This is a genomic window from Shimia gijangensis (assembly GCF_900142085.1).
Classification (GTDB): domain Bacteria; phylum Pseudomonadota; class Alphaproteobacteria; order Rhodobacterales; family Rhodobacteraceae; genus Shimia; species Shimia gijangensis.
Genome location: NZ_FQZQ01000017.1, coordinates 26,392 through 46,647, shown reverse-complemented (window position 1 = coordinate 46,647; position 20,256 = coordinate 26,392). Strand labels below are relative to the sequence as shown.

The following is a 20,256-nucleotide window of genomic DNA, read 5'->3' as shown; positions in this document are numbered from 1 at the left end:
GCTTACTCCTGAAAGCTTTTCAGGTAGGTTGTCACAGCCACGATATCTGTTTCTTTCTTGAGGCCCACAAAGGACATTTTGGTGCCTTTGAGATATTTCTTGGGCTTGGCAAGGAAGGCGGCCAGTTCTTCTTCGCTCCATACAGCGCCAGAGTCTGCAAGCGCTTTCATAGGCTTAGAATACTTAAACCCATCACGCGCGCCCACCGAAGCTCCCACGATGCCATTCAAAGTTGGGCCGGTCTTGTTTTTGGCTGTGTCGCCCACCTGATGGCAGGCCTTGCACTTTTTAAAGACCTTCTCGCCTTTTTTGACCGCTTCTGGATCAAGCGCCGCCTCTGCAACAGGGGCTTCTTCGGCGGGTGTAGGAGCGGCAGCCGCCTCCTCGGCTGGGGTGGTGGCTTCTTGGGTACCACCCTCGTCCGGGGTCACGTCCAGGACGGCTGCGCGCATGGTGATCTCGACCGTGTCTTTGCAGTTTTTCATGCAAGGCTCGGGCTTCCAGAAATGCGCCTCGGACGTTTCACGGTCATCAATGATGAAGCCGCCCGCGTTGGGCATTTCCACGTCGAGGAAGTTTTCGTCTGAAAGGACAAAGTCTTCGTCCACGAGATCGTTCGAATAAAGGATGTAGGCAACGATGGCATAGACATCATCGGTCGACATGGTTTGGGCCGAACCAAAGGGCATGGAGCGGTTCACATAGTCCCATGTGGTCGACAGATATGGCCAGTAAGAGCCCACGGTTTTCAGCGGGTCCTTGTCCGCCAGCGTGCCGTCACCACCGGCCAGTTTGGGCCAGTTATCAACACCTTCTGCGAAATCGCCATGGCAGATTGCACAGTTGTCGGCGAACACTTCTTCACCGGTCAGAACGTCCCCAGAGCCCGCAGGCAGACCCGTGCCATCGGGTGCAACGTCCTTGTCCCAGGCCGCGATTTCTTCGGGCAAAGCGGCGCGGCCTAACCCGAATTTTTCGGCCCAGACAGGGGCGGCAATCAGGGACGTGGCAAGCGTTGTGCCTGCGACCAGCTTAAGAAACTTCGACATTTTCAGCCTCCCCGTCCGATTTGACCCACCAGGTCTGGATACAGTTGTTGTGATAGATGGAGTTTTCACCGCGGGTTTCGCGCAGCTCGGTCTTGGTCGGCTGCACGTATCCGGTGGAGTCTTTGGCACGGGCCTGCAAGAACATCTCTTCGCCCTGCCAGTTGTAGTCGAGGTAAAAGCGCGTCAGCGCCTTATCGACACCGGGCGCGCCAAGGCGCGCGGGTTGCCAGTTTTTGCCACCATCGACTGAGACATCCACACCTGTGATCGCACCGCGACCGGACCATGCAAGGCCGGTGATGACCAAGGGGCCATGGCCGTGTTTGATCGGGGCTTGCGGGCTGGGCGACGTGACGATGGATTTGGCATCCATCACCCATGTCCATTTGCGGCTGGTGCCGTCTTCCAGCGTATCGGTGTATTTTGAGGTTTCTTCGCGGCTTTCAACGGCTTGGTCCGTGACTTCAATGCGGCGCAGCCACTTGATCCACATGTTGCCTTCCCAACCGGGCACGACGAGGCGCACTGGATACCCGTGCTCTTTACGCAATGCCTCGCCGTTGGCTTTGAACGCCACGAGCACATCGTCCAACGCTTTTTCCATCGGGATTGAGCGGCCGTTTGACGACGCATCAGCGCCTTCAACATAAACCCATTTGTCTTTGAGATCGCCCGCAGCGTCCAGACCAGCCTCTTCCAGCAAGGTCCGCAGGGGGATGCCGGAATACTCCATATTGTGGATCATGCCATGGGTGAATTGTGCACCGTTCAGCTGGGCACCGGCCCATTCCATACCAGTGTTCGCCGCGCATTCGCAGAAATAGACGCGGTTCTCACGTGGAAAACGCTCAAGGTCTTCGTAAGTAAAGACCAGCGGCGTGTCGACCAACCCGTTGATCATCAACCGGTAATCGCCCTTCTTCATGTCAATCGCACCCGAGTGGTGGCGTTCAAACGCGCAGCCCTGAGGCGTGATGGTGCCATCCAGCGCGTGAATAGGCGTGAAATTGATCGAAGAGATCGTGTCGGCCGTCAGCCATTCCACATTGCGGCGCACCACATCCGATTCATAGCTGATCGGCAGGCCATATGGCGTCTCATCAACACCATCGCCCAGACCACTGGCCCAGTCCTGCATTTCGGTAATCAGCGGATCGCCCGCTGCGGTGGCCACGCTGGCGCTGGCCATGGTGCCCCCTGCTGCAACGGCCCCTTTCAGGAACGCGCGGCGTGAAGGTTTGCCTTTGAAGTTCATTGTCATCCGACACTGGCTCCTCAATACATTTATAAATTCATCTTAGTGAATTTGACGGGCCAAAATAACCCGTCAAACGGTCGCGGTTGGGCGCCTTTTCAGGCGCCCGGATTTTCTTAGGCGCCTGTGACTTTTACATTTTCATGAGGTTCAACATGCACAGTGCCTTTGCGGCGAATGTGATCCTCGACCACATCCCAGATCATCGGGCCTTCGGTGCCTTCGTTGACCGACGCCCAGCCCGCAACCTGATAGGTCTTGGCCGGGTCAATCGACTCACCGGTTTTCAAGAGGGTCATGTCGCTGATCCGGCTGCCCTGGGGCTTGAACACATCAATGCTGTAGCCCATGCCCCCGATACGCACCATGTCGCCGCCTTGCTGGTAATAGGGGTCAACGTTGAACAGGTTATCGCCCACATCTTCAAGGATCACCTTGATGAATTCACCCGTCATTTCAGTACGGTATGCCTCGCCGTAGCTCATCGAGGTGACGTTCCAGATGTCTTCTCGGGTGATGTCCTGACCGGGCAGGATCGATGGGCCCCACCGCACGCCGGGTGACATGGAAATGTCGGCCTCGCGCTCTTCGATCAGGGCCTGACAAATCAGGTCGTCCCATGTGCCGTTAAAGTTGCCACGACGATACAGAAGCGAATCTGTCTGGCCGATGACTTCGGTCAGTTCATTGATGTAAGGCGCGCGTTGCTCATCAATCAGCTTGGTGATGACAGGGTCCGGCGCGATCACATCCGAGAAGATCGGGATCAGTTTGGTCTGAAAGCCCATCATCTTGCCGTCGCGCACATCCAGATCAACGCGGCTGATGAATTTGCCGTTCGAACCAGAGGCAACAATGATGGTGTCACCGACCAGAACCGGTTCGGGCAGAGCGTCGTGGGTGTGCCCCGACAGGATCACGTCAATGCCAGAGACTTTGCCCGCCATCTTTTTATCGACGTCAAAGCCGTTGTGCGACAGCACCACCACCAGTTCCGCGCCCATGCCGCGCACTTCGTCGACCATGGCCTGCATGTTCTCATCACGGATACCAAAGGAGTATTCCGGGAACATCCAGCGCGGGTTGGCGATGGGCATATAGGGAAAGGCCTGACCGATCACGGCGATATTGACGCCGCCACGCTCAAAGAATTTGTAAGGCTTGAACAGTTCGGCAGGTTCGTCCCATTCAGCGTCAAAGATGTTCTGGCCCAGGGCAGCGAACGGCAATCCTTCGACGATCTCGTTCACGCGGTCAGAGCCGAGCGTGAATTCCCAGTGAAAGGTCATCGCGTCAGGTTTCAGCGCGTTCATGACGTTCACAACATCCTGCCCTTGAGTGTGGTGACAGGTGTAAGAGCCGTGCCACGTGTCGCCGCCATCCAGCAACAGGGCATCAGGCCGATCGGCGCGGATCGAATTGATCACGGTGGACACACGGTCCATGCCGCCGACCCGACCATAGGTCTGGGCCATTGCGGTGAAATCATTGTAGGTCAGCGCATAGGCGCTGGGGGAGCCGTCGGCGATACCATAAAGCTTGCGAAAATCGGCACCGGTGACATGCGGGACATGGCCAAAGGCGTCGCCGACGCCAAGGTTGATCTCGGGCTCGCGGAAATAGATCGGCTTTAGCTGCGCATGAATATCGGTGATGTGGATCAACGAGACATTGCCATAGGTATCAAATTGCAGCAGATCGTCCTGAGTGAGGGACTGTTTTGCCGCCAAACGGGACCAGTTGCCAAAACCGGACGCGCCCACCATGGCCGATGCTGCCATAGAAACCTGAAGAAAATCACGACGAGAAATCATGGGCTTAGCGCCTTTCTAAGTGTCTCGCGCTCATGACATTCATGAACGTGAATTTGTATTAAGCGAGAAAACCCGCCCCGACGTTTGGTCAGGGCGGGTTTGAAGGTGTTTAGTTGCGAACGGACGGTGCTTCGACCGAAAGGCCATTGCCACGCGAGGCCACATAGAGTTCCAGAGCGATAAACTCAGCCGAACCCGGTTTGTAGGTTTCGGCGCGGGTGTCGCGCACGCAGCCTTTGAAACGGCCGTGTGGTGTTGTCAGTTTGGAGTTTTTCAGACGGTACACTGGGAACCCGTTGATGTGCCCTTGTGAAAGGTGGTCCGAACGGATGCGGTTGCCATAATTTTCTTCGTGGCAAGACGCACAGCTCAGATCCAGCTGACCGGTGCGGCTGTAATACAGGTCTTTGCCCTGCTCCCACGTTGCCTCTGCCGGGCCATCAATGGCCACGTTCATCGGCATGCCGCGCGATTGCACAGAAATCAGCGCTTCCATACGGGCCATTTTCGCGCCGGACTTTTTCCAGGCGTCGGCGCCCATCCCATCGGTAAGGCAGTCGTTGATCTGCATTTCCATGGTGTAGACGGTTTCTTTGGCGTCGTTCCATTTTGGATAAACTGTGCGCACGCCGGCCATGCTGTCTTCGACATTGTCGTGGCAGGACGCGCAGGACTTGTCCTTGGTGCCCATCACGGTGTTCCAGTCGTCTTGTGCCTGTTCGACAAAGATCATCGCCGGGTTGTCAAAGTCGTCGGCCTGCATTTCCTGTGTCTCGTCCGAACGCATGTGCCAGCCCGAGATCACCTCGTCCAGTGCGTCGGCCAAATGTGCAGGTGCCGGGGCTTTGGTGATCATTTCAATCTCGCCGTTGACAACCAGTTGATCGTCGTCTGCATCCGCTGATGCCATGAACGGCGTCGAAATGACCAAAGCGGCAATTGCTGTCATTGCCTTGAATTTCATCGCGTTTCCTCCCTTGGGTCCACCCTGTCCCGCGACTGGGACAAGGTGTGTATTGTTGGGTGCACCGGCCGTTTAGCCGATAGCGATTTTTTTGCTTGTGTCGTAGACGTCGCCGTCATCGTCATACCATGTGAATTTGAATTCCCCGGCCTCTGGCACGGTGGATTCGAATTCAAAATACGGGTTGGTCGAGATGGCGGCTTCGAGCGTCACATCGATCACGGACTGACCGTTAAATTCGCAAGTGAAACGGTTGATGATCGACCGTGGGATCACGTTGCCTTCTTTGTCCTTGCGCTGACCCGATTCCATTTTGTGGGAAATCAGTGTCTTGATGGTGATTGTGTCACCAGCCGCAGCTGTTTTGGGGACTTTGACGCGGGGTTTTACACCAGATGCCATTTTTTCATACTCCTGAGATTAGCCGCCGCAGCCGCCGATGGTCACCTTGACGGTGGACGATGCCTTGGCAAAGCTGCCGTCTGCCATTTTGGCAATAGCGACAACTTCTTGCGTGCCAGCCAGACGGATCCGCGTGGACGCAGTCTGCGACGCGGCCAAGGGGCCAAAGTTGAAGGTCGCAACGCCCGGCGTCGGATTGCCGGTCGCGTAGATCACGATTGCCGTTGCACCGGGGGCGCTTACGGATACAGGCACGGTGTTGCCGTTTTCTGCGATCTCAGGTGCGGTCAGCTCGACGCCGCCCATCGCCACATCGGCGCCACCAGTAAATTCTGCTATTGCGTCATCCGCAGCAGCCTGCACCTGGAAAGGAAGTACGGCCATGACTGCCGCCCCTGCCCCGAGTGCCAGAGTTTCACGTCTCGTGAAGTCCATCTGTTTCTCCTTAGGTAATTTAGTCTCTCGGGATCACTCGTCTTTCAGAGTCATCAGGAATGCGACCACGTCTTCGATTTGTTGCGCGCTCAAAAGTGGATCCAGCGGTCCGTCTGCGGCTTTGCCTGTGTAGGCCTTGCCCGGACGGTTGAACCCATCAACCTTGTAATAGGCCGGCATAACCGTGCCTTCGTAGGTCAGCTTTGCGTTCGACAAGATGCCGCGCAGTTCTGCTTGGTTCCAGCGATCGCCGACGCCATCCAGAAGGGGCCCGACTTCGCCGTGGAACGGCGCTTCGCTGAGCGCTGTGACCTCGTGACAGGCAATACAATTGCCCAGCTTTTTGGAACTCATGATCTTGGCACCATTGGCGACATCGCCCGGTTGCCCCGAAAGAGATGCCGCAACAGCACCCTCGGAAAAGACCACATCAGCAGGGGCGACTGGCCCTGCAATGGCTGCGCCAGCGGTCATAATTGCCGCCAGTGTCAGTGTTGAAAGCTTCATGTTTCCTCCCTTGGGCTACCATGTTCGCTTGGTAAGCTCGGTATACCGTAGGCCACCGACGCGACTTAACGCAACAACAAATTCATTAAAATGAATTTTTGCGAATGTTTCCTTTGAAACATGCGGGCTTTGCACAAGTTTTTCGATTGCATTGCCTGCCGCATGATTGTGATTCAGTGCGTATCCCCGTCGTTACGCTCTCGAATCATGCGCGCGTGATACCGCTGAAAATCCTCTTCGGACTGATCCAGATACCGCTCTTCTGCGACCCAGGTCATCATGTCCCCTGTGGTGCCGGATTTGAACGCCCCCGGCATCACCGCAACAGCCTGCCGGATCGCTGGTTTCGAGAAATCAATCTCTGGCGGCAGAAAGATCATTGTCGGAGTGAACATCACTCCCCATTTGCGTGCCGCCTCGCGTTCTTCCAAGGATTCGCCGTCCGTATCCGTCATCTCATTTGCGCCATGCAAATCCAGCTGAACCGGGTAATAGGTGTCGGTCAGATGCGCCAGCACACGCGGGTGGGTAAAGGCGTCTTCGTGCATGTCCTGACAATAGATGCAGCCGCGTTGTTCAACGATAATCAGCAGTTGCTTGCCTTCGGCCTTGGCCTCTTCATAGTCCTCCTGCAAGTCCTTGAACGTGTCACGGAACCACTCTGTCTTGTGCAGCCCGTCGTCTCCAAGCTCTGCCGCCAGGACAGGCACGGTCATACCGGCAGTCATCACTGCGGCCACCAGGGTCAAAATCCATCGTTTCATCGCATTTCCTCCAATTTCAATTCGGTCAACCAAGCCCGCCAAAGCCCGGCACATAGCGGATCATCAGGTCGGCAATCCGGTTCACGGTGTTGGTCGCGATCAGGGCCGCAAAGACCAACAGCATAACGCCCATCACCTTTTCCACATAAGGCAGATACTTGCGGTTGCGGTGCATCCAGCGCAGGAAAGGTTTGGCAAACAGGGCAGCGATCACAAAGGGCGCGGTCATGGCCAACCCATAGACCATCAACAACATCGCGCCGCGGGATATGTCGCCCATGCCGCTGGCCACCATCAGAATCGATGCCAGAGCGGGGCCAACGCAGGGCGTCCAGCCAAAACCAAACGCCAGCCCCATAACATAGGCCCCAATGACCGTTGTCGGCTCGGCTTTGCTTTCAAGGCGCGCCTCGCGGTAGAGCAGCGGGATGCGCAGGATGCCCAGAAAATGCAGCCCGAACAGCGCCAAAACAGCCGCCGCAACATAGGACAAAGGTTGCTTCCACTGAGCAAAGGCCTGTCCCAGGGCTGTGGCGCCAATCCCCAGCAAAACAAAGATCGTTGTGACACCAAGAGCGAAGAAAATCGCCGAAATCACCAGCCGTCGTTGGGCCCCCGGTGCGATGTCGCCATCTCCTTGCAAATCCGCCATGGAAATCCCGGCCATGTAGCACAGGTAAAACGGAACCATTGGCAGGATGCAGGGGGTAAAGAACGACAGCAGACCTGCCAGCGCTGCCCCTGCAAAGGAAATCTCGAGCATGCTGCTCTCCTTGATTTATGCACATATTCAGATTATGTTGTGCGTAATGGGTTCGTCAATGCGTCTCTCAATGCGAGTGGGTCATGAAGTTTCATCGTTTTCTTTTTGGTGCCGCATTTGCACTGTTACCTGCCCTGCCGGTCTGGGCGGTTGAACTGGTCATGGTCGAGCAACCCGGCTGCTATACCTGCAAGCAGTGGAACGCCGAGATTGGTCCGATATACCCACGCACCGAAGCCGGAGAGCTGGCACCGTTGCGGCGTGAACAATTGCATGAGCGGCCCGATGATCTGACCTATGCAAGGGCAGTCAATTATACACCCACCTTTATCCTGATTGACGAAGGTCAGGAGATTGCCCGGCTGGAAGGGTATCCCGGCGAAGATTTCTTTTGGTGGCACATCGAAAACATGCTGATCAAACACGCAGCCTTTGACGGCGCGACAAAATAGGTACATTAGAGCCCAGAATTTACAAAACGTCGGACTGTGGCAAAGTTTGACAAAGCGCAAAGACGAAAAAAAGCGGTTCCAGTAGCAAACCGCACTAAGGTGCTCTGATCAGGGCGCAGATGACGACAAGGGGAAAGACCATGACACTTCCGGTGTTCAAGGATGACATTTCGGACGCCGAAATGGACCGCATGGTGGACAATGCGACGACAGCGTCCAATTTTCTGAAAGCAATCAGCCATGAAGGCCGATTGATGATTCTCTGCCATCTGGTCAGCGGTGAAAAATCTGTGACTGAACTCGAAGACCTGATCTCGGCGCGTCAGGCAGCTGTGTCACAACAGCTCTCGCGCTTGCGTCTTGAGGGGCTGGTCATTCCACGCCGCGAAGGCAAGACAATCTATTACCGATTGGCAGACAACCGTCCACGCCGTATGCTCGAAGTGGTTTACGACCTGTTTTGCAACGACGACGCCTGACCCGACCATCTGATCGGGACAGGTTAGTGACCAACTAAAAAGCGCCCGAACCATGTCAGCCCTGCTTGATATCTTAGGAGACAACAACACCGTCGCTCTGTTGGGGCTGATCGGGGGCGTCATGCTGGGATTGGCCGCACGAGTCGGCCGCTTTTGTACGCTGGGTGCCATCGAAGACCTGCTTTATGGCGGCTCATCACTGCGCATGCGCATGTGGGTTTTGGCAATTGGCACGTCTATTGTCGGCAGTTTTGCCCTGATGGGGTTGGGACTGTTGGAGGCGGATGCCTCGTTTTATCTGTCGATCCGCTGGATGCCGCTGGCCAGCATTCTGGGCGGGTTGATGTTTGGGTATGGCATGGCGTTGTCCGGCAACTGTGGCTTTGGCGCGATCGCGAGGTTGGGTGGCGGTGATTTGCGGTCCTTTGTGATCGTTCTGGTGATGGGGGTTTCGGCCTATGTCGTCCTCGCGGGCCCTTTGGCGCCGTTGCGCAACTGGGCCTTTCCCCAGATTGATGTGACCTCACCTGCTCCACCCGGCATTGCGCATCAGATTGGTGCTCTGACCGGCATTTCTGCGATCTGGATAGGCGTTGCGGTTGGCGCGGCCTTGATTATCGGCGCCTTGTCGAGCTCAGAGATACGCCAAGATCCCCAGTCGATCTTTTGGTCGCTGGTTGTCGCATTTGCAGTGGTTTCTGGATGGTCCGGTAGCCAATGGGTTGCCACCAATGGATTTGATGGGGTGCCAGTGGTGTCCCACAGTTTCTCGGCACCGGTGGGCGAAACCATACTATTTGCCATGAACGGATCCGTGCGCCCGCTGACTTTTGCCGTAGGCTCGGTCGCGGGCGTGTGGCTTGGCGCGTTCATCGGCTCAACCGCAAAGGGTCATTTCCGTTGGGAGGCCTGCGAAGACCCACGCGAATTGCGCCGCCAGATATTTGGCGCGATCATCATGGGCATCGGGGCGATTCTGGCCATCGGCTGCACCGTTGGTCAGGGGATCACAGCATTTTCCTTGCTCGCTTTTTCAGCGCCGGTGACGTTTCTGGCAATATTTGCCGGAGCAGCCGTGGGTCTGCGTCAGCTAATCGAAGGCTTCCAGGCTGCGCAATAGCCGCTTCTTTCTTGCAATACTCCGCGTGACGAATGCATTCTAAGCATTCTGCCCGCAATCCTTTTCGCGAAAGTCAGCCCCATGCGCCCATTTGACGAGCTTTACGACATTGCCGCCGAACGCAAAGGCGGTGTGGACGCGTTGGAAGAACTGATCTCTTACCCTGACCCGAATGTCACCTCTTTGCCAGAGGACCGATGGTTATCGACGATGACCAAATGCATCTTTCAGGCCGGGTTCAACTGGAAGGTTGTGGAAAACAAATGGGATGGGTTTGAAACCGCTTTTCACGGATTTGACATTGATCGCTGTGCGTTCATGCATGACGAAGATATGGATCGGTTGATGTCGGACAAAGCCATTGTCCGCAATGGCCCAAAAATCCGCACCGTTCTGGAAAACGCGCATTTCCTGCAAGGGTTGCGCGATCAGGGTGGCGCAGGCCAGGTTCTTGGGGGCTGGCCGTCAACCGACTATGTCGGCCTGTTGGAAACCATGAAAAAGAACGGCGCGCGGCTTGGCGGGATGACCGGGCAATATGCCATGCGCTTTGCCGGGCGTGATGCTTTTATCCTGAGCCGCGATGTAACCGCGCGTCTGATCGGCGAAGGCGTAATCGACAAGCCCGCCACATCCAAAGGTGCCATGACAGCGGTGCAAGCCGGGTTTAACACCTGGATGGATCAATCCGGGCGCGGGCTGACCGAGATCAGCCGGGTTCTGGCCTTCACAGTTTAGCGCAGATTATTAGCGCTGGATCGTCTCCAGATATGCCAGAAGGGCAGCCAGTTTTCGTGGCGTCGGGGTCAGAACACCGTCTTCGGTTTCAACCGGCACCAGATCGCCTTCGAACATGGCACCAAACTGAGGCATCACGGCCCGAACATCCTGATTGCTCGTGTAGCCATCAATTTTACTAAGCACGTCTGACACAGGAAACGTGCCGCCATTTCGCCGCGCTAGAACGCTAAGATCTGCGGGCCGTGGTGTCAGGCTTGCCGCGATAACGCCATCACCACGCCCGGTGATCCCATGACAGGTTTCACAATTGGCCTCGTAGATACGCTCGCCATCTTCCTGATCAGGAATCTCGGCTTCGCCACAGGCCCAAACCACCGTCGCGGCCATTGCAATACCTACGACCCATCTCATTGCTGTTTACCTTCGATGTACGTCACAAGCTCCACAATCGCCCTGCTTGTCACAATGGGCTGACCAGAGGCGGTTTTTAATGCGCCGGCTCCACCTTCAAAGAAATGGCCGTAGACAGGCATGGGGCTTCCGTGTGCCACCAGCGGATCGCGGCCATCAATACGCTTGACCACCCTCTCAACCGGAAAAACACCCTGATTTCCTGATGTCAAAGCCGTCAGGTCAACAGGTTTGATGACCATTACCCCTGCCATGGGCCCCTGCCCGTCCAGATCCAGACCGTGGCACGTCGCGCAATGTTCAAGATATAGCGCCTCGCCTTTGGTGGCGCCTTCTGCTGACGCCATTCCCGCAGTCAGTATAGCCATTGTCAAAATTGCTTTTTGCATCGTCTGCCTCCCTACACTGAGCCGTCTATTCCTGAATGGATTCCAGGTAATCAAGCACTGCGTCCAGTTGAAAACTTGCGACAGCACCGCTTCCGGCCATATCCGAAAATTCGGGCATCGCGCCGCTAAAGTGATCGCCCCGCCCATCGCCAATAATGGACTCGCTGACCCGTAACCGAGGAAATTCTCCACCGTTTACACGTTCCAACGCGGTCAGGTCAGGTGGCAATTTCAACAACTTATCTGCAAAATCACCATCGCCGCGCCCTTCGGCACCATGACACATCACGCAGTTTTTGTCGTAAACCAATCGACCCGCACCAACGTTGTGGACGCATCCCAAAAGGGCCGCGACCGCCGCAAGTCCAACAATACTTAACCCAAGCCGCATCAGCGTCTCCTGCAATTCGTGCCCGCATGCCAAGCCTAGACCAAACACTGGGTTTCTCCTTGATCCCGATCATATGCTGGTGACAAGCATTGGAACAACCGTCATTCTTGGGGCAACGCAATTGGAGTTTTGGAAATGGCAATGACCCCGGCAACGGCCCACGAACTGTTGGAGCAAGCATTTGCGCCATGGGTGAAGGCGCTGGATCTCACGATCACTGACATTTCCTCAAGTGGTGCGACGCTAACCATGCCAATTACAGACAATTTAGCCCGAATGGGGGGGATCGTGTCGGGTCAGGCTTTGGCGGCAATGGCAGACACGGCGATGGTTTTCGCATCAATTGGGCATCTTGGGCAGCCGCACCCGGTTGCGACAACCAATCTCGACACGCAATTCCTGCGCCCTGCCACTGGGGACATGATCCGCTGCGACGCCGAAATCGTGCGCGCCGGAAAAGCTCTTATTTTCGCACGCGCCACAATGACGGCATTGCCTCTGAACAAGCCTGTCGCGACAGCCACCGCGACATTCTATATCCCCTGATTAAGGAAACCTCATGTCCGCCACGATGCAATATGCCCTGATTATGCTGGCCGCAGGGATTGGAATTCCTGTTCTGGCCGCGCTAAACGCCGCCCTTGGTCAGCGTCTGGCCTCGCCCTTTGCCGCCGGAGCAATTTTGTTTTGCGTGGCACTTGTTGCGGCAATTGTTGTTTTGGTGCTCAGCGGCGGGGTGCCCAATCTGGCCAAGGCCAGCGCGGCCCCCAAGCATTTGTTTCTGGCGGGGCTTCTGGTCGCCTTTTACGTCTTGTCGATCACCTGGGTGGCGCCAAAATTCGGCGTCGGGAACGCCGTATTTTTTGTGTTGCTGGGACAGCTGATTTCGGCAGCGGCCATCGACCACTTTGGCTTGTTTGGGGCTCAGATCAGTCCGCTATCCTTGGCGCGTTCAGGTGGGATCGCCTTGATGGCAGCGGGCGTGTGGCTCACGCAGCAAGCCTGATCACAAAACCGGTCACCCCGGAACAAGGACGCCGTTTTCAAGCTTGAGAATCCGGTCCATTCGCGCCGCCAGTTCCATGTTGTGTGTGGCGATAAGTGCGGACAGGCCGGTTTCTCGGACCAGTTGCATCAACGTTGCAAACACCTGATCTGACGTCGCCGGGTCAAGGTTGCCGGTGGGCTCATCCGCCAACAGAACACGCGGGCTATTGGCCAGCGCCCGACAGAACGCAACACGTTGCTGTTCGCCCCCAGACAGCGCTGCAGGGCGGTGTGCAGCGCGCTCTTTGATACCGACACGCTGCAACAACTCATTTGCCCGATCTTCCGCTTTGGCGCGCGGCACAGCATTGGCAAGTTGTGGCAAAACGATGTTTTCCAAGGCATTAAACTCGGGCAGCAAGTGATGGAATTGATAGATAAATCCGACATCCTGCCGTCTGGACACCGTGCGACGACGATCAGATTTTCCACTGAGCAACTGACCACCTATTTCAACGGTCCCCGCGTCAGGCACATCCAGCAATCCAGCAATGTGCAACAAGGTTGATTTTCCGGCTCCGGAGGGGGCGACAAGGGCCACAATCTCTCCCGAGGTCAACGTCAGATCAACCCCTCGAAGAACATTCACTTCGTTGACCAAGCCTTTGTTATAGCTTTTCTTCAACCCTTTCAGGTGTAGGACAGCATCACTCATAACGCAGCGCCTCCACCGGGTTCATGCGCGCCGCACGGCGCGCCGGGAATATTGTCACCACAAAGGACAATCCCAACGACAGAATGACCGCGCTCAGAACATCAGCCAGCTCAAGCTTGGCCGGGAGGTGATAAATCCCACGAATTGCCGGATCCCAGACCCCGCCGCCCATCATCATGTTTACAAAAGCGAACACCGGATCGATGTAGATCGCAAACAGGCATCCCAAAGTGACGCCGAGCGCCGTTCCAATAAGCCCTGTAAACGCCCCGCAGATAAAGAAGACTCTGAGCACGGCCCCTTCGGTCAATCCCATCGTGCGCAGGATACCGATATCGCGCCCCTTGTTCTTTACCAACATGATGAGCCCCGAGACGATATTCATCGCGGCGATCAACACCAGGATGGACATAATGATGAACATCACGTTGTCTTCCACCTCTAAAGCGCGCAAAAACCCGCCTGAAGCATCCCGCCAGGTCCACAAAAGTGTTCTTTCGCCGCCCGCTCGCAATAAATCAAGGCTCAGATCATCCACCGCGTCCGGGTCTTCAACCATCACTTCAATTTCGTCGGCTACCCCATCTCGATTGAAGAAGTTTTGCGCTTCGCTAAAAGGCAGATAAACCCGTGTGCGGTCGATGTCATAACGGCCCGCGGAAAAGACATAGACAACCTCATAGGCATTGATACGTGGCGAGGTTCCAAAGGCCGTTTTCACACCGTTGGGCGAAATGATCTTGATCTTGTCACCAACGATTGCCCCCAGCTCGCGTGCAACACCGGACCCAATGGCAATACCATCGTCAAAGCGGTCGATGTCTCCGCGCCCTGTGAGCGGGTCTGCAATACGCGGCAGTTCTTTCAGGTTTTCCCTGGCAATTCCAAAGACTTCCACCCCGGCGTTGCGGCCACGCAAGCTGGACATCACCTGCCCTTTGACCAATGGGGCTGTGCGCGTGACACCTTCTACGTCGCGCAGTCGGGTCGCCACCTCTTCATAATCCGGGATCGTCCGGTCAAGACGACCAGTCGAATCCACAAGCCCAGAGCGATAGACCGTCACATGTGCGTTGGCCCCAAGGATCGTATCTACAAACTCCGCGCGAAACCCCGAACGCACTGCCAGAGTTGCGATCAATGCGAACACCGCCAGCGTGATCCCGATCAGGCTAATCCAGGTCATCACACTCACACCACCTTCGGCGCGACGCGCGCGAAGATAACGCCATGCGATCATCCACTCGAAGGGGGCAAAAGGGGGTGGTGTGCCTGCCATGACTGCTCCGGCTTATTATTGGCGCAAACCTATTTGGGTGCAGGACTCGGGTCAAGCGTAGAGAAAAAAGGGGCTGCTGCCCCTTTTCACCCCGAGGCCATTGGCCGAGATGCCCAGCGCGCCGTAAGGCGCCCCGTTAAGTCACGCGGCTTACAGCCCGCGCACCATATGCTTTTCGTAAATCGCCGCTACTTTGGCGACGGCCTGTTCCGGCGGCATTTCTTCGCTCTCGCCAGTGCGGCGGCATGTCAATTCAACCACACCGTTTTTCAAACCACGTGGGCCCACAGTGATGCGCCAAGGCAAACCGATCAGATCCATCGTCGCGAATTTGCCACCTGCGCGTTCTTTGCGGTCGTCATAAAGCGGGTCCAAGCCCAGCGAGATCAATGACTTATACAGCGCGTCGCAGGCCGCATCCGCCTCGTCGTCACCTTGCTTGAGGTTCACGATCCCGCAATGGAATGGCGTGACACCCTCGGGCCAGATAATGCCTTTGTCGTCGTGGCTGGCTTCAATGATGGCCCCCAACAGGCGTGACACGCCAATACCGTGCGACCCCATATGCACCGGCACGGGTTTACCATCTGGCCCCTGCACGGTGGCCCCCATGGCTTCGGAATACTTGGTGCCGAAGTAGAAAATCTGACCGACTTCGATGCCGCGCGCCGTGCGGCGGCGCTCTTCCGGCACGGCGTTGAACAGAGCCTCATCGTGGGTTTCGTCCGTGCGGGCGTATTTTGACGTGAATTCGTCCAGAACGCCGGCGCATTGCTCGTGGCTGTCATAGTCAATCTCGCGGTCGCCAAACGACAGGTCGGTCACGGCGCTGTCATAGAACACTTCGGATTCACCGGTGTCGGCCAGAACAAGAAACTCATGCGTGTCATCGCCACCAATCGGACCGGAATCGGCGCGCATTGGGATGGCTTGCAGTCCCATCCGCTCATAAGTGCGCAGGTAGCTCACCAGATGGCGGTTGTAGGCGTGCAGCGCATCTTCTTTGGTCAAGTCAAAGTTGTAGCCGTCTTTCATATAAAACTCGCGGCCCCGCATCACGCCAAAGCGCGGGCGGATCTCGTCGCGGAATTTCCACTGAATTTGATAAAGTGTCAGCGGCAGGTCTTTGTAGGACGACACATGGCTGCGGAAGATGTCGGTGACCATTTCCTCGGCTGTGGGGGTATAGAGAAGATCACGGCCGTGGCGGTCCTGCATGCGCAGCATTTCCTGTCCATAGTCATCATAACGACCAGATTCACGCCACAGGTCAGCGCCTTGCAGGATTGGCATTTGCACAGGGATGTGCCCCGCGCGCATCTGCTCTTCGTGCACAATGTTTTCGATTTTGCGCAACACTTTAAAGCCCATCGGCAACCAGGAATAAATCCCGGCAGATTGCTGTTTGATCATGCCAGCACGCAGCATGTAGCGATGGCTGACGATCTGCGCCTCGGCAGGCGTTTCTTTCAGAACGGGCAGGAAATAGCGGGACAGGCGCATGTGGGTCTCTTTTTCATTGCATCGGGGTGTGGGCCGGGCCGGACCCAAATATTCGCTCAGCGGTGTAGGCCAGCCTGCCCGCGTTGACAAGCGCGCGGCAAGTGGAATTCAGCAAAACAAGTGACAGAAGGGACTCAATAGTGTCTGATTGGCTTTATCGGTTGGGTGCCAGGGGTGTTGTGCGAGCCAAACGAGGAATTTGAGTTTTGGAACCAGTCGTATTCAATTATGAAATGGCCGTGGTTTTGGCCGTGTTGGCCCTGACGGTCTTTCTGTTTGTGTCAGAGTTGATCCGCATCGATCTGACCGCAATTCTGGTCCTGGTGATCGTGGGATTGCTGTCTTATGCGCCCGGATTGAGCAATCTGGCGGATGTCACCCAGTTATTTGACGGTTTCGCTTCAAATGCCGTGATCTCGATTATTGCGGTGATGATCCTGGGTTCGGGTCTCGACAAAACCGGTATCATGAACAAAGTCGCCGCCAAAATCCTCAAAGTTGGCGGTGGGACCGAAGCCCGTATTCTCCCCATCGTGTCTGGTACGGTGGGGGTTATTTCGTCGTTTATGCAGAACGTCGGTGCAGCAGCCCTTTTCATGCCGGTGGTCAGCCGTATTTCGGCACGTTCGGGCATTCCCCTGTCACGATTGCTGATGCCCATGGGATTTTGCGCAATCCTTGGCGGCACGATGACCATGGTGGGTTCGTCACCGTTGATCCTGTTGAACGATCTTTTGCGTTCGGCCAATGCGAATTTGCCACCAGATATGCAGATGGCCGAGTTCGGGCTTTTCTCGGTCACGCCGATTGGGGTTGTGCTCATTGCGACCGGTATCCTCTATTTCCTGTTGCTGGGGCGCTGGGTACTGCCGGATACGCAGTCATTGTCGGATGCAACCTCGGGCAAGGACACCAAGGACTATCTCAAGCGGGTCTACGGCATTCGCGCTGACGTGTTCGAGGTAGAAGTCCCTGAAGACAGCGAGTTGGTCGGCCAGGTGCTGGCAGATATCAACCACGAGCATCACCTTTACATCATCTCGACCAGCTACCGAGGTAAGGTCTCGATGTTACAGATCCTAACGGCCGAGATCGCGGCACCGTGCCGGCTGGCTATCATCGGCAAAGATCGTGTGGTTGAAGAGTTTGCAAAGATGTACAATCTTCGGGTCTTGCCTCAGTTGGAGGTCTTCGCGGAAGAATTTGCGCCAACCAATGCCGGGATTGCTGAACTTGTGATCCCGCCGGACAGTGACATGATCGGCAAATGCCCACGTGAATTGCAGTTGCGCAAGGCAACCGGCGTGTCACTTTTGGCGATCCATCGCAGCGAAGATACATTGAGTCACGTTCAGACACCTGAACACGAACCAACCCAGATCGGGTTGGTCAAGTTTCAGGCGGGAGACATGCTGGTGGTTCATTCACGCTGGGAGGCGTTGACCAAGCTCAAACGGAACTCAGATCTAATTGTGGTCACATCGGACTTCCCTCAGGAAGAGCTACGCCCGCAAAAGGTCGGCTGGGCGATATTGTTCTTTCTGATCTCTCTGTCGCTGATCCTGTTTTCGGACGTGCGCCTGTCGCTGTGTCTGTTGACCGGCGCAGTGGGCATGTTGTTGACGCGGGTTCTGTCAATTGACGAGGCGTACCGCGCCGTAGGCTGGAACACGGTCTTTCTGCTGGCTTGCCTGATACCTTTGGGACAGGCGGTGCAAAACACCGGCACGGCGGCATGGATCGCGCAGGTGGTGCTGGGCGTGCTGGATGGCTGGCCAATCTGGGCATTGCAGGCCGGGGTTGCATTGCTGGCGACAGGCTTTTCGCTGGTCATGTCGAATGTGGGGGCAACGGTTTTGTTGGTGCCGCTGGCAATTTCAATTGCCGTGGCCGCCGGGGGCAATCCGGCAGTGTTTGCTTTGACCGTGGCCATATCGACCTCGAACAGCTTTATCATTCCCACACATCAGGTGAATGCGCTGGTGATGGGGCCTGCGGGCTACAAGGTCAAAGACTTCATCCGTTCAGGCACGATCATGACCGGGCTGTTCCTTGTGGTGTCTCTGGTGATGTTGAATATTGTTTTCTAGCCCCTGTTAGCCGCTGGCAAAGCGATCCGCAGCCATCAGGCGCTCGTAGTTTGCATCGTCAAACTTCATTGAGCGTCCGGTGTCGACATCAAACAACGTGCGGTCAACCTCGGTCAGATTGCCCAGATAGACATGTAGTCCGTTGCACGGGCCTTCGCTGACGCACGCGACCGAATGGATTGCCTTTGGGCCAATCGCGAACACGTCGCCCGGCTCCAGAAAAACCTCTGAGCTTTTGCGAATGCCGCCATCGGGGCCGGCTTCGAACAGATCATTGCGCTCACGTCCATGGAACACGCCGATACAGGCCGACAGTTGGTGGTCATGGGCCGGAACGGCCATTGCGGGGTGAAAATGGGTGTACCAGATTGACACGGTTTCGTCTTCGTACAGGATCACGTCTTCACCGGGATCGCCAAATGCATGCGCTGCGCTCTCAGGGTCGGCCACAACCTCCTCGACAATGGCGCGCACGGCCTTTGTCGCATCATCCTGAGTGGCTGCAACACGCAGTCGCGCGATGATGTCCTGAACGTTTAATTCTTGCGCCATTGCTGCAATTTCCAAGTAACCTGTCGCACCCAACCACAGCGCACCCTTGCCGGTCCAGCCATTATTGCTTGTCACCGGGGCCTCCATAGGCAAGAACTGAACCTCAACGCAGCATATGAGGCAACCATGGCATTACCGGTTCGACAGCAGGTCACCTATTGGGGTATCGCCTGGGCCATCTTCATTCTGGCGCTTTGGTACCTCGGAGATATCATGCTGCCCTTTGTTTTGGGCGGCGCAATTGCCTATTTCCTTGATCCGGTCGCGGACCGGCTCGAAAAAATGGGACTGAGCCGAGTCTTGTCTACAGTGATCATAACCCTGACAACTTTGGTCGTGTCGATCATCATGCTTCTGGCGATTGTACCGATGCTGATCGAACAAACGCTGGCTTTGATTGAATTGGCCCCCAAATTTGCCAGCGATCTTTTGGCATTTGTGAACACCCGCTTCCCCGAGCTGATGCAGGACGGATCGGTTGTGCAACGGTCATTGCAGACTATTGGGGATGCTGTGAAAGACCACGGTGGAGACTTGTTACAAGGGTTTCTCAGCTCGGCCATGTCGCTGATCAATGTGGTTGCTTTGATGGTCATCGTGCCGGTGGTCGCCTTTTATCTGCTGCTGGACTGGGACGATATGGTTGCCAAGGTGGACGATCTGATCCCCCGTGACTATGCGCCGACCATCCGACACCTGGCGGCCGAGATTGACCGCACTCTGGCGGCGTTTATTCGCGGCATGGGCACGGTATGCATGCTGCTGGGTGCCTACTATGCGATTGCCCTGATGCTGGTCGGATTGCAATTTGGATTGGTGGTGGGTTTTGTCGCCGGTATCCTCACGTTTATTCCCTATATTGGCGCGTTGATTGGCGGAGCGCTGGCCATCGGGCTGGGGTTATTTCAGTTCTGGGGGGATTGGGTTTCCCTGGGACTAGTCGGAGGCATTTTTGCCTTTGGTCAGGTGATCGAGGGCAATGTACTCACGCCAAAACTGGTGGGCAGTTCCGTAGGCCTGCACCCCGTCTGGCTGATCTTTGCCTTGTCCGTGTTTGGAGCCCTGTTCGGATTTGTGGGCATGTTGGTGGCCGTGCCTCTTGCTGCCTCAATTGGTGTGGTTGCGCGTTTCATGATTGGACAATACACCGGCTCAAAACTCTATACCGGCCACGCCGGAACCGAAAAAGACTGA

24 protein-coding genes are annotated in these 20,256 nt (G+C 56.1%); 8 read left to right on the top strand and 16 right to left on the bottom strand.

Going from position 1 to position 20,256, the window contains the following annotated elements; all coding sequences use genetic code 11:
• Window positions 1-2: 2 nt before the first annotated feature.
• The 9 genes from BUC32_RS14540 to BUC32_RS14500 all read right to left on the bottom strand — a co-directional run bounded on the left by BUC32_RS14540 (window position 3) and on the right by BUC32_RS14500 (window position 7,953).
• The gene (locus tag BUC32_RS14540; RefSeq protein WP_073254332.1) at window positions 3-1,049 is read right to left on the bottom strand and encodes a c-type cytochrome; all 1,047 of its coding nucleotides are present in this window, start codon (window positions 1,047-1,049) and stop codon (window positions 3-5) included.
• A complete protein-coding gene (gene soxC, locus BUC32_RS14535) occupies window positions 1,033-2,310 on the bottom strand; it encodes a sulfite dehydrogenase (protein WP_139280741.1) in 1,278 nt (425 codons plus the stop codon). Before soxC ends, BUC32_RS14540 begins: the two co-directional genes overlap by 17 nt.
• Before the next feature lie 110 nt (window positions 2,311-2,420).
• On the bottom strand, window positions 2,421-4,118 hold the full coding sequence (soxB, locus tag BUC32_RS14530) for a thiosulfohydrolase SoxB (protein WP_073254329.1): 1,698 nt from the start codon (window positions 4,116-4,118) through the stop codon (window positions 2,421-2,423).
• A gap of 109 nt (window positions 4,119-4,227) precedes the next feature.
• Window positions 4,228-5,082, bottom strand: coding sequence for a sulfur oxidation c-type cytochrome SoxA (gene soxA / locus BUC32_RS14525; RefSeq protein ID WP_073254326.1), 855 nt, complete (start codon window positions 5,080-5,082; stop codon window positions 4,228-4,230).
• Between the two features lie 72 nt (window positions 5,083-5,154).
• Window positions 5,155-5,484 carry a thiosulfate oxidation carrier complex protein SoxZ gene (soxZ, locus tag BUC32_RS14520; protein WP_073254323.1) on the bottom strand — a complete coding sequence of 110 codons (330 nt, stop codon included), beginning with the start codon at window positions 5,482-5,484 and terminating at the stop codon, window positions 5,155-5,157.
• Between the two features lie 18 nt (window positions 5,485-5,502).
• Entirely contained in the window at window positions 5,503-5,919 is a 417-nt protein-coding gene (gene soxY, locus BUC32_RS14515; protein WP_073254320.1) for a thiosulfate oxidation carrier protein SoxY, read from the bottom strand.
• A 33-nt stretch (window positions 5,920-5,952) separates the two neighbouring features.
• Entirely contained in the window at window positions 5,953-6,426 is a 474-nt protein-coding gene (gene soxX, locus BUC32_RS14510; protein WP_073254317.1) for a sulfur oxidation c-type cytochrome SoxX, read from the bottom strand.
• 173 nt (window positions 6,427-6,599) lie between these two features.
• A complete protein-coding gene (locus BUC32_RS14505) occupies window positions 6,600-7,190 on the bottom strand; it encodes a thioredoxin family protein (RefSeq protein WP_073254475.1) in 591 nt (196 codons plus the stop codon).
• 25 nt (window positions 7,191-7,215) lie between these two features.
• Window positions 7,216-7,953 (bottom strand): cytochrome c biogenesis CcdA family protein, encoded by a 738-nt coding sequence (locus tag BUC32_RS14500; protein WP_073254314.1) that lies wholly within the window; start codon window positions 7,951-7,953, stop codon window positions 7,216-7,218.
• 83 nt (window positions 7,954-8,036) lie between these two features.
• Here BUC32_RS14500 and BUC32_RS14495 point away from each other — a divergent pair, with 83 nt between their 5' ends.
• From BUC32_RS14495 to BUC32_RS14480, 4 genes are all read left to right on the top strand, one after another.
• Window positions 8,037-8,405: a thioredoxin domain-containing protein gene (locus BUC32_RS14495; protein ID WP_073254311.1), complete on the top strand. Its 369-nt coding sequence runs from the start codon at window positions 8,037-8,039 to the stop codon at window positions 8,403-8,405.
• Window positions 8,406-8,545: 140 nt separating this feature from the next.
• Window positions 8,546-8,884: an ArsR/SmtB family transcription factor gene (locus BUC32_RS14490; RefSeq protein ID WP_073254308.1), complete on the top strand. Its 339-nt coding sequence runs from the start codon at window positions 8,546-8,548 to the stop codon at window positions 8,882-8,884.
• Between the two features lie 52 nt (window positions 8,885-8,936).
• Window positions 8,937-10,004 (top strand): YeeE/YedE family protein, encoded by a 1,068-nt coding sequence (locus tag BUC32_RS14485; protein WP_073254305.1) that lies wholly within the window; start codon window positions 8,937-8,939, stop codon window positions 10,002-10,004.
• Between the two features lie 81 nt (window positions 10,005-10,085).
• Window positions 10,086-10,742: a DNA-3-methyladenine glycosylase I gene (locus tag BUC32_RS14480; protein WP_073254302.1), complete on the top strand. Its 657-nt coding sequence runs from the start codon at window positions 10,086-10,088 to the stop codon at window positions 10,740-10,742.
• A 9-nt stretch (window positions 10,743-10,751) separates the two neighbouring features.
• On the opposite strand, the gene BUC32_RS14475 is transcribed toward BUC32_RS14480, so the two are convergent.
• Genes BUC32_RS14475 through BUC32_RS14465 form a run of 3 tightly spaced genes read right to left on the bottom strand, consistent with a single transcriptional unit; the run spans window position 10,752 to window position 11,936 of the window.
• A complete protein-coding gene (locus tag BUC32_RS14475) occupies window positions 10,752-11,156 on the bottom strand; it encodes a c-type cytochrome (RefSeq protein WP_073254299.1) in 405 nt (134 codons plus the stop codon).
• Complete coding sequence (locus tag BUC32_RS14470) at window positions 11,153-11,545, bottom strand: c-type cytochrome (protein WP_073254296.1); 393 nt, start codon at window positions 11,543-11,545, stop codon at window positions 11,153-11,155. The genes BUC32_RS14475 and BUC32_RS14470 overlap by 4 nt, the downstream gene beginning before the upstream one ends.
• Window positions 11,546-11,570: 25 nt before the next feature.
• Complete coding sequence (locus BUC32_RS14465; protein ID WP_073254472.1) at window positions 11,571-11,936, bottom strand: c-type cytochrome; 366 nt, start codon at window positions 11,934-11,936, stop codon at window positions 11,571-11,573.
• Between the two features lie 141 nt (window positions 11,937-12,077).
• Here BUC32_RS14465 and BUC32_RS14460 point away from each other — a divergent pair, with 141 nt between their 5' ends.
• Window positions 12,078-12,482, top strand: coding sequence for a PaaI family thioesterase (locus BUC32_RS14460; protein WP_073254469.1), 405 nt, complete (start codon window positions 12,078-12,080; stop codon window positions 12,480-12,482).
• A 13-nt stretch (window positions 12,483-12,495) separates the two neighbouring features.
• Window positions 12,496-12,942 carry a DMT family transporter gene (locus BUC32_RS14455; protein ID WP_083599340.1) on the top strand — a complete coding sequence of 149 codons (447 nt, stop codon included), beginning with the start codon at window positions 12,496-12,498 and terminating at the stop codon, window positions 12,940-12,942.
• Window positions 12,943-12,954: 12 nt separating this feature from the next.
• Here BUC32_RS14455 and BUC32_RS14450 read toward each other — a convergent pair whose 3' ends face one another.
• The 3 genes from BUC32_RS14450 to proS all read right to left on the bottom strand — a co-directional run bounded on the left by BUC32_RS14450 (window position 12,955) and on the right by proS (window position 16,420).
• Window positions 12,955-13,638 carry an ABC transporter ATP-binding protein gene (locus BUC32_RS14450; RefSeq protein WP_073254292.1) on the bottom strand — a complete coding sequence of 228 codons (684 nt, stop codon included), beginning with the start codon at window positions 13,636-13,638 and terminating at the stop codon, window positions 12,955-12,957.
• A complete protein-coding gene (locus tag BUC32_RS14445) occupies window positions 13,631-14,917 on the bottom strand; it encodes a lipoprotein-releasing ABC transporter permease subunit (RefSeq protein WP_073254289.1) in 1,287 nt (428 codons plus the stop codon). Before BUC32_RS14445 ends, BUC32_RS14450 begins: the two co-directional genes overlap by 8 nt.
• Window positions 14,918-15,067: 150 nt before the next feature.
• Window positions 15,068-16,420, bottom strand: a complete 1,353-nt coding sequence (gene proS / locus BUC32_RS14440; protein ID WP_073254287.1) for a proline--tRNA ligase — start codon at window positions 16,418-16,420, stop codon at window positions 15,068-15,070.
• 233 nt (window positions 16,421-16,653) lie between these two features.
• On the opposite strand from proS, the gene BUC32_RS14435 reads away from it, so the two are divergent.
• Complete coding sequence (locus BUC32_RS14435; protein ID WP_175556946.1) at window positions 16,654-18,510, top strand: SLC13 family permease; 1,857 nt, start codon at window positions 16,654-16,656, stop codon at window positions 18,508-18,510.
• Between the two features lie 6 nt (window positions 18,511-18,516).
• Here the strand turns inward: BUC32_RS14435 and BUC32_RS14430 are convergent, their stop codons facing one another.
• Complete coding sequence (locus tag BUC32_RS14430; RefSeq protein WP_139280740.1) at window positions 18,517-19,137, bottom strand: cupin domain-containing protein; 621 nt, start codon at window positions 19,135-19,137, stop codon at window positions 18,517-18,519.
• 51 nt (window positions 19,138-19,188) lie between these two features.
• Between BUC32_RS14430 and BUC32_RS14425 the strand changes: the two genes are divergently transcribed.
• Window positions 19,189-20,256 carry an AI-2E family transporter gene (locus BUC32_RS14425; RefSeq protein WP_073254279.1) on the top strand — a complete coding sequence of 356 codons (1,068 nt, stop codon included), beginning with the start codon at window positions 19,189-19,191 and terminating at the stop codon, window positions 20,254-20,256.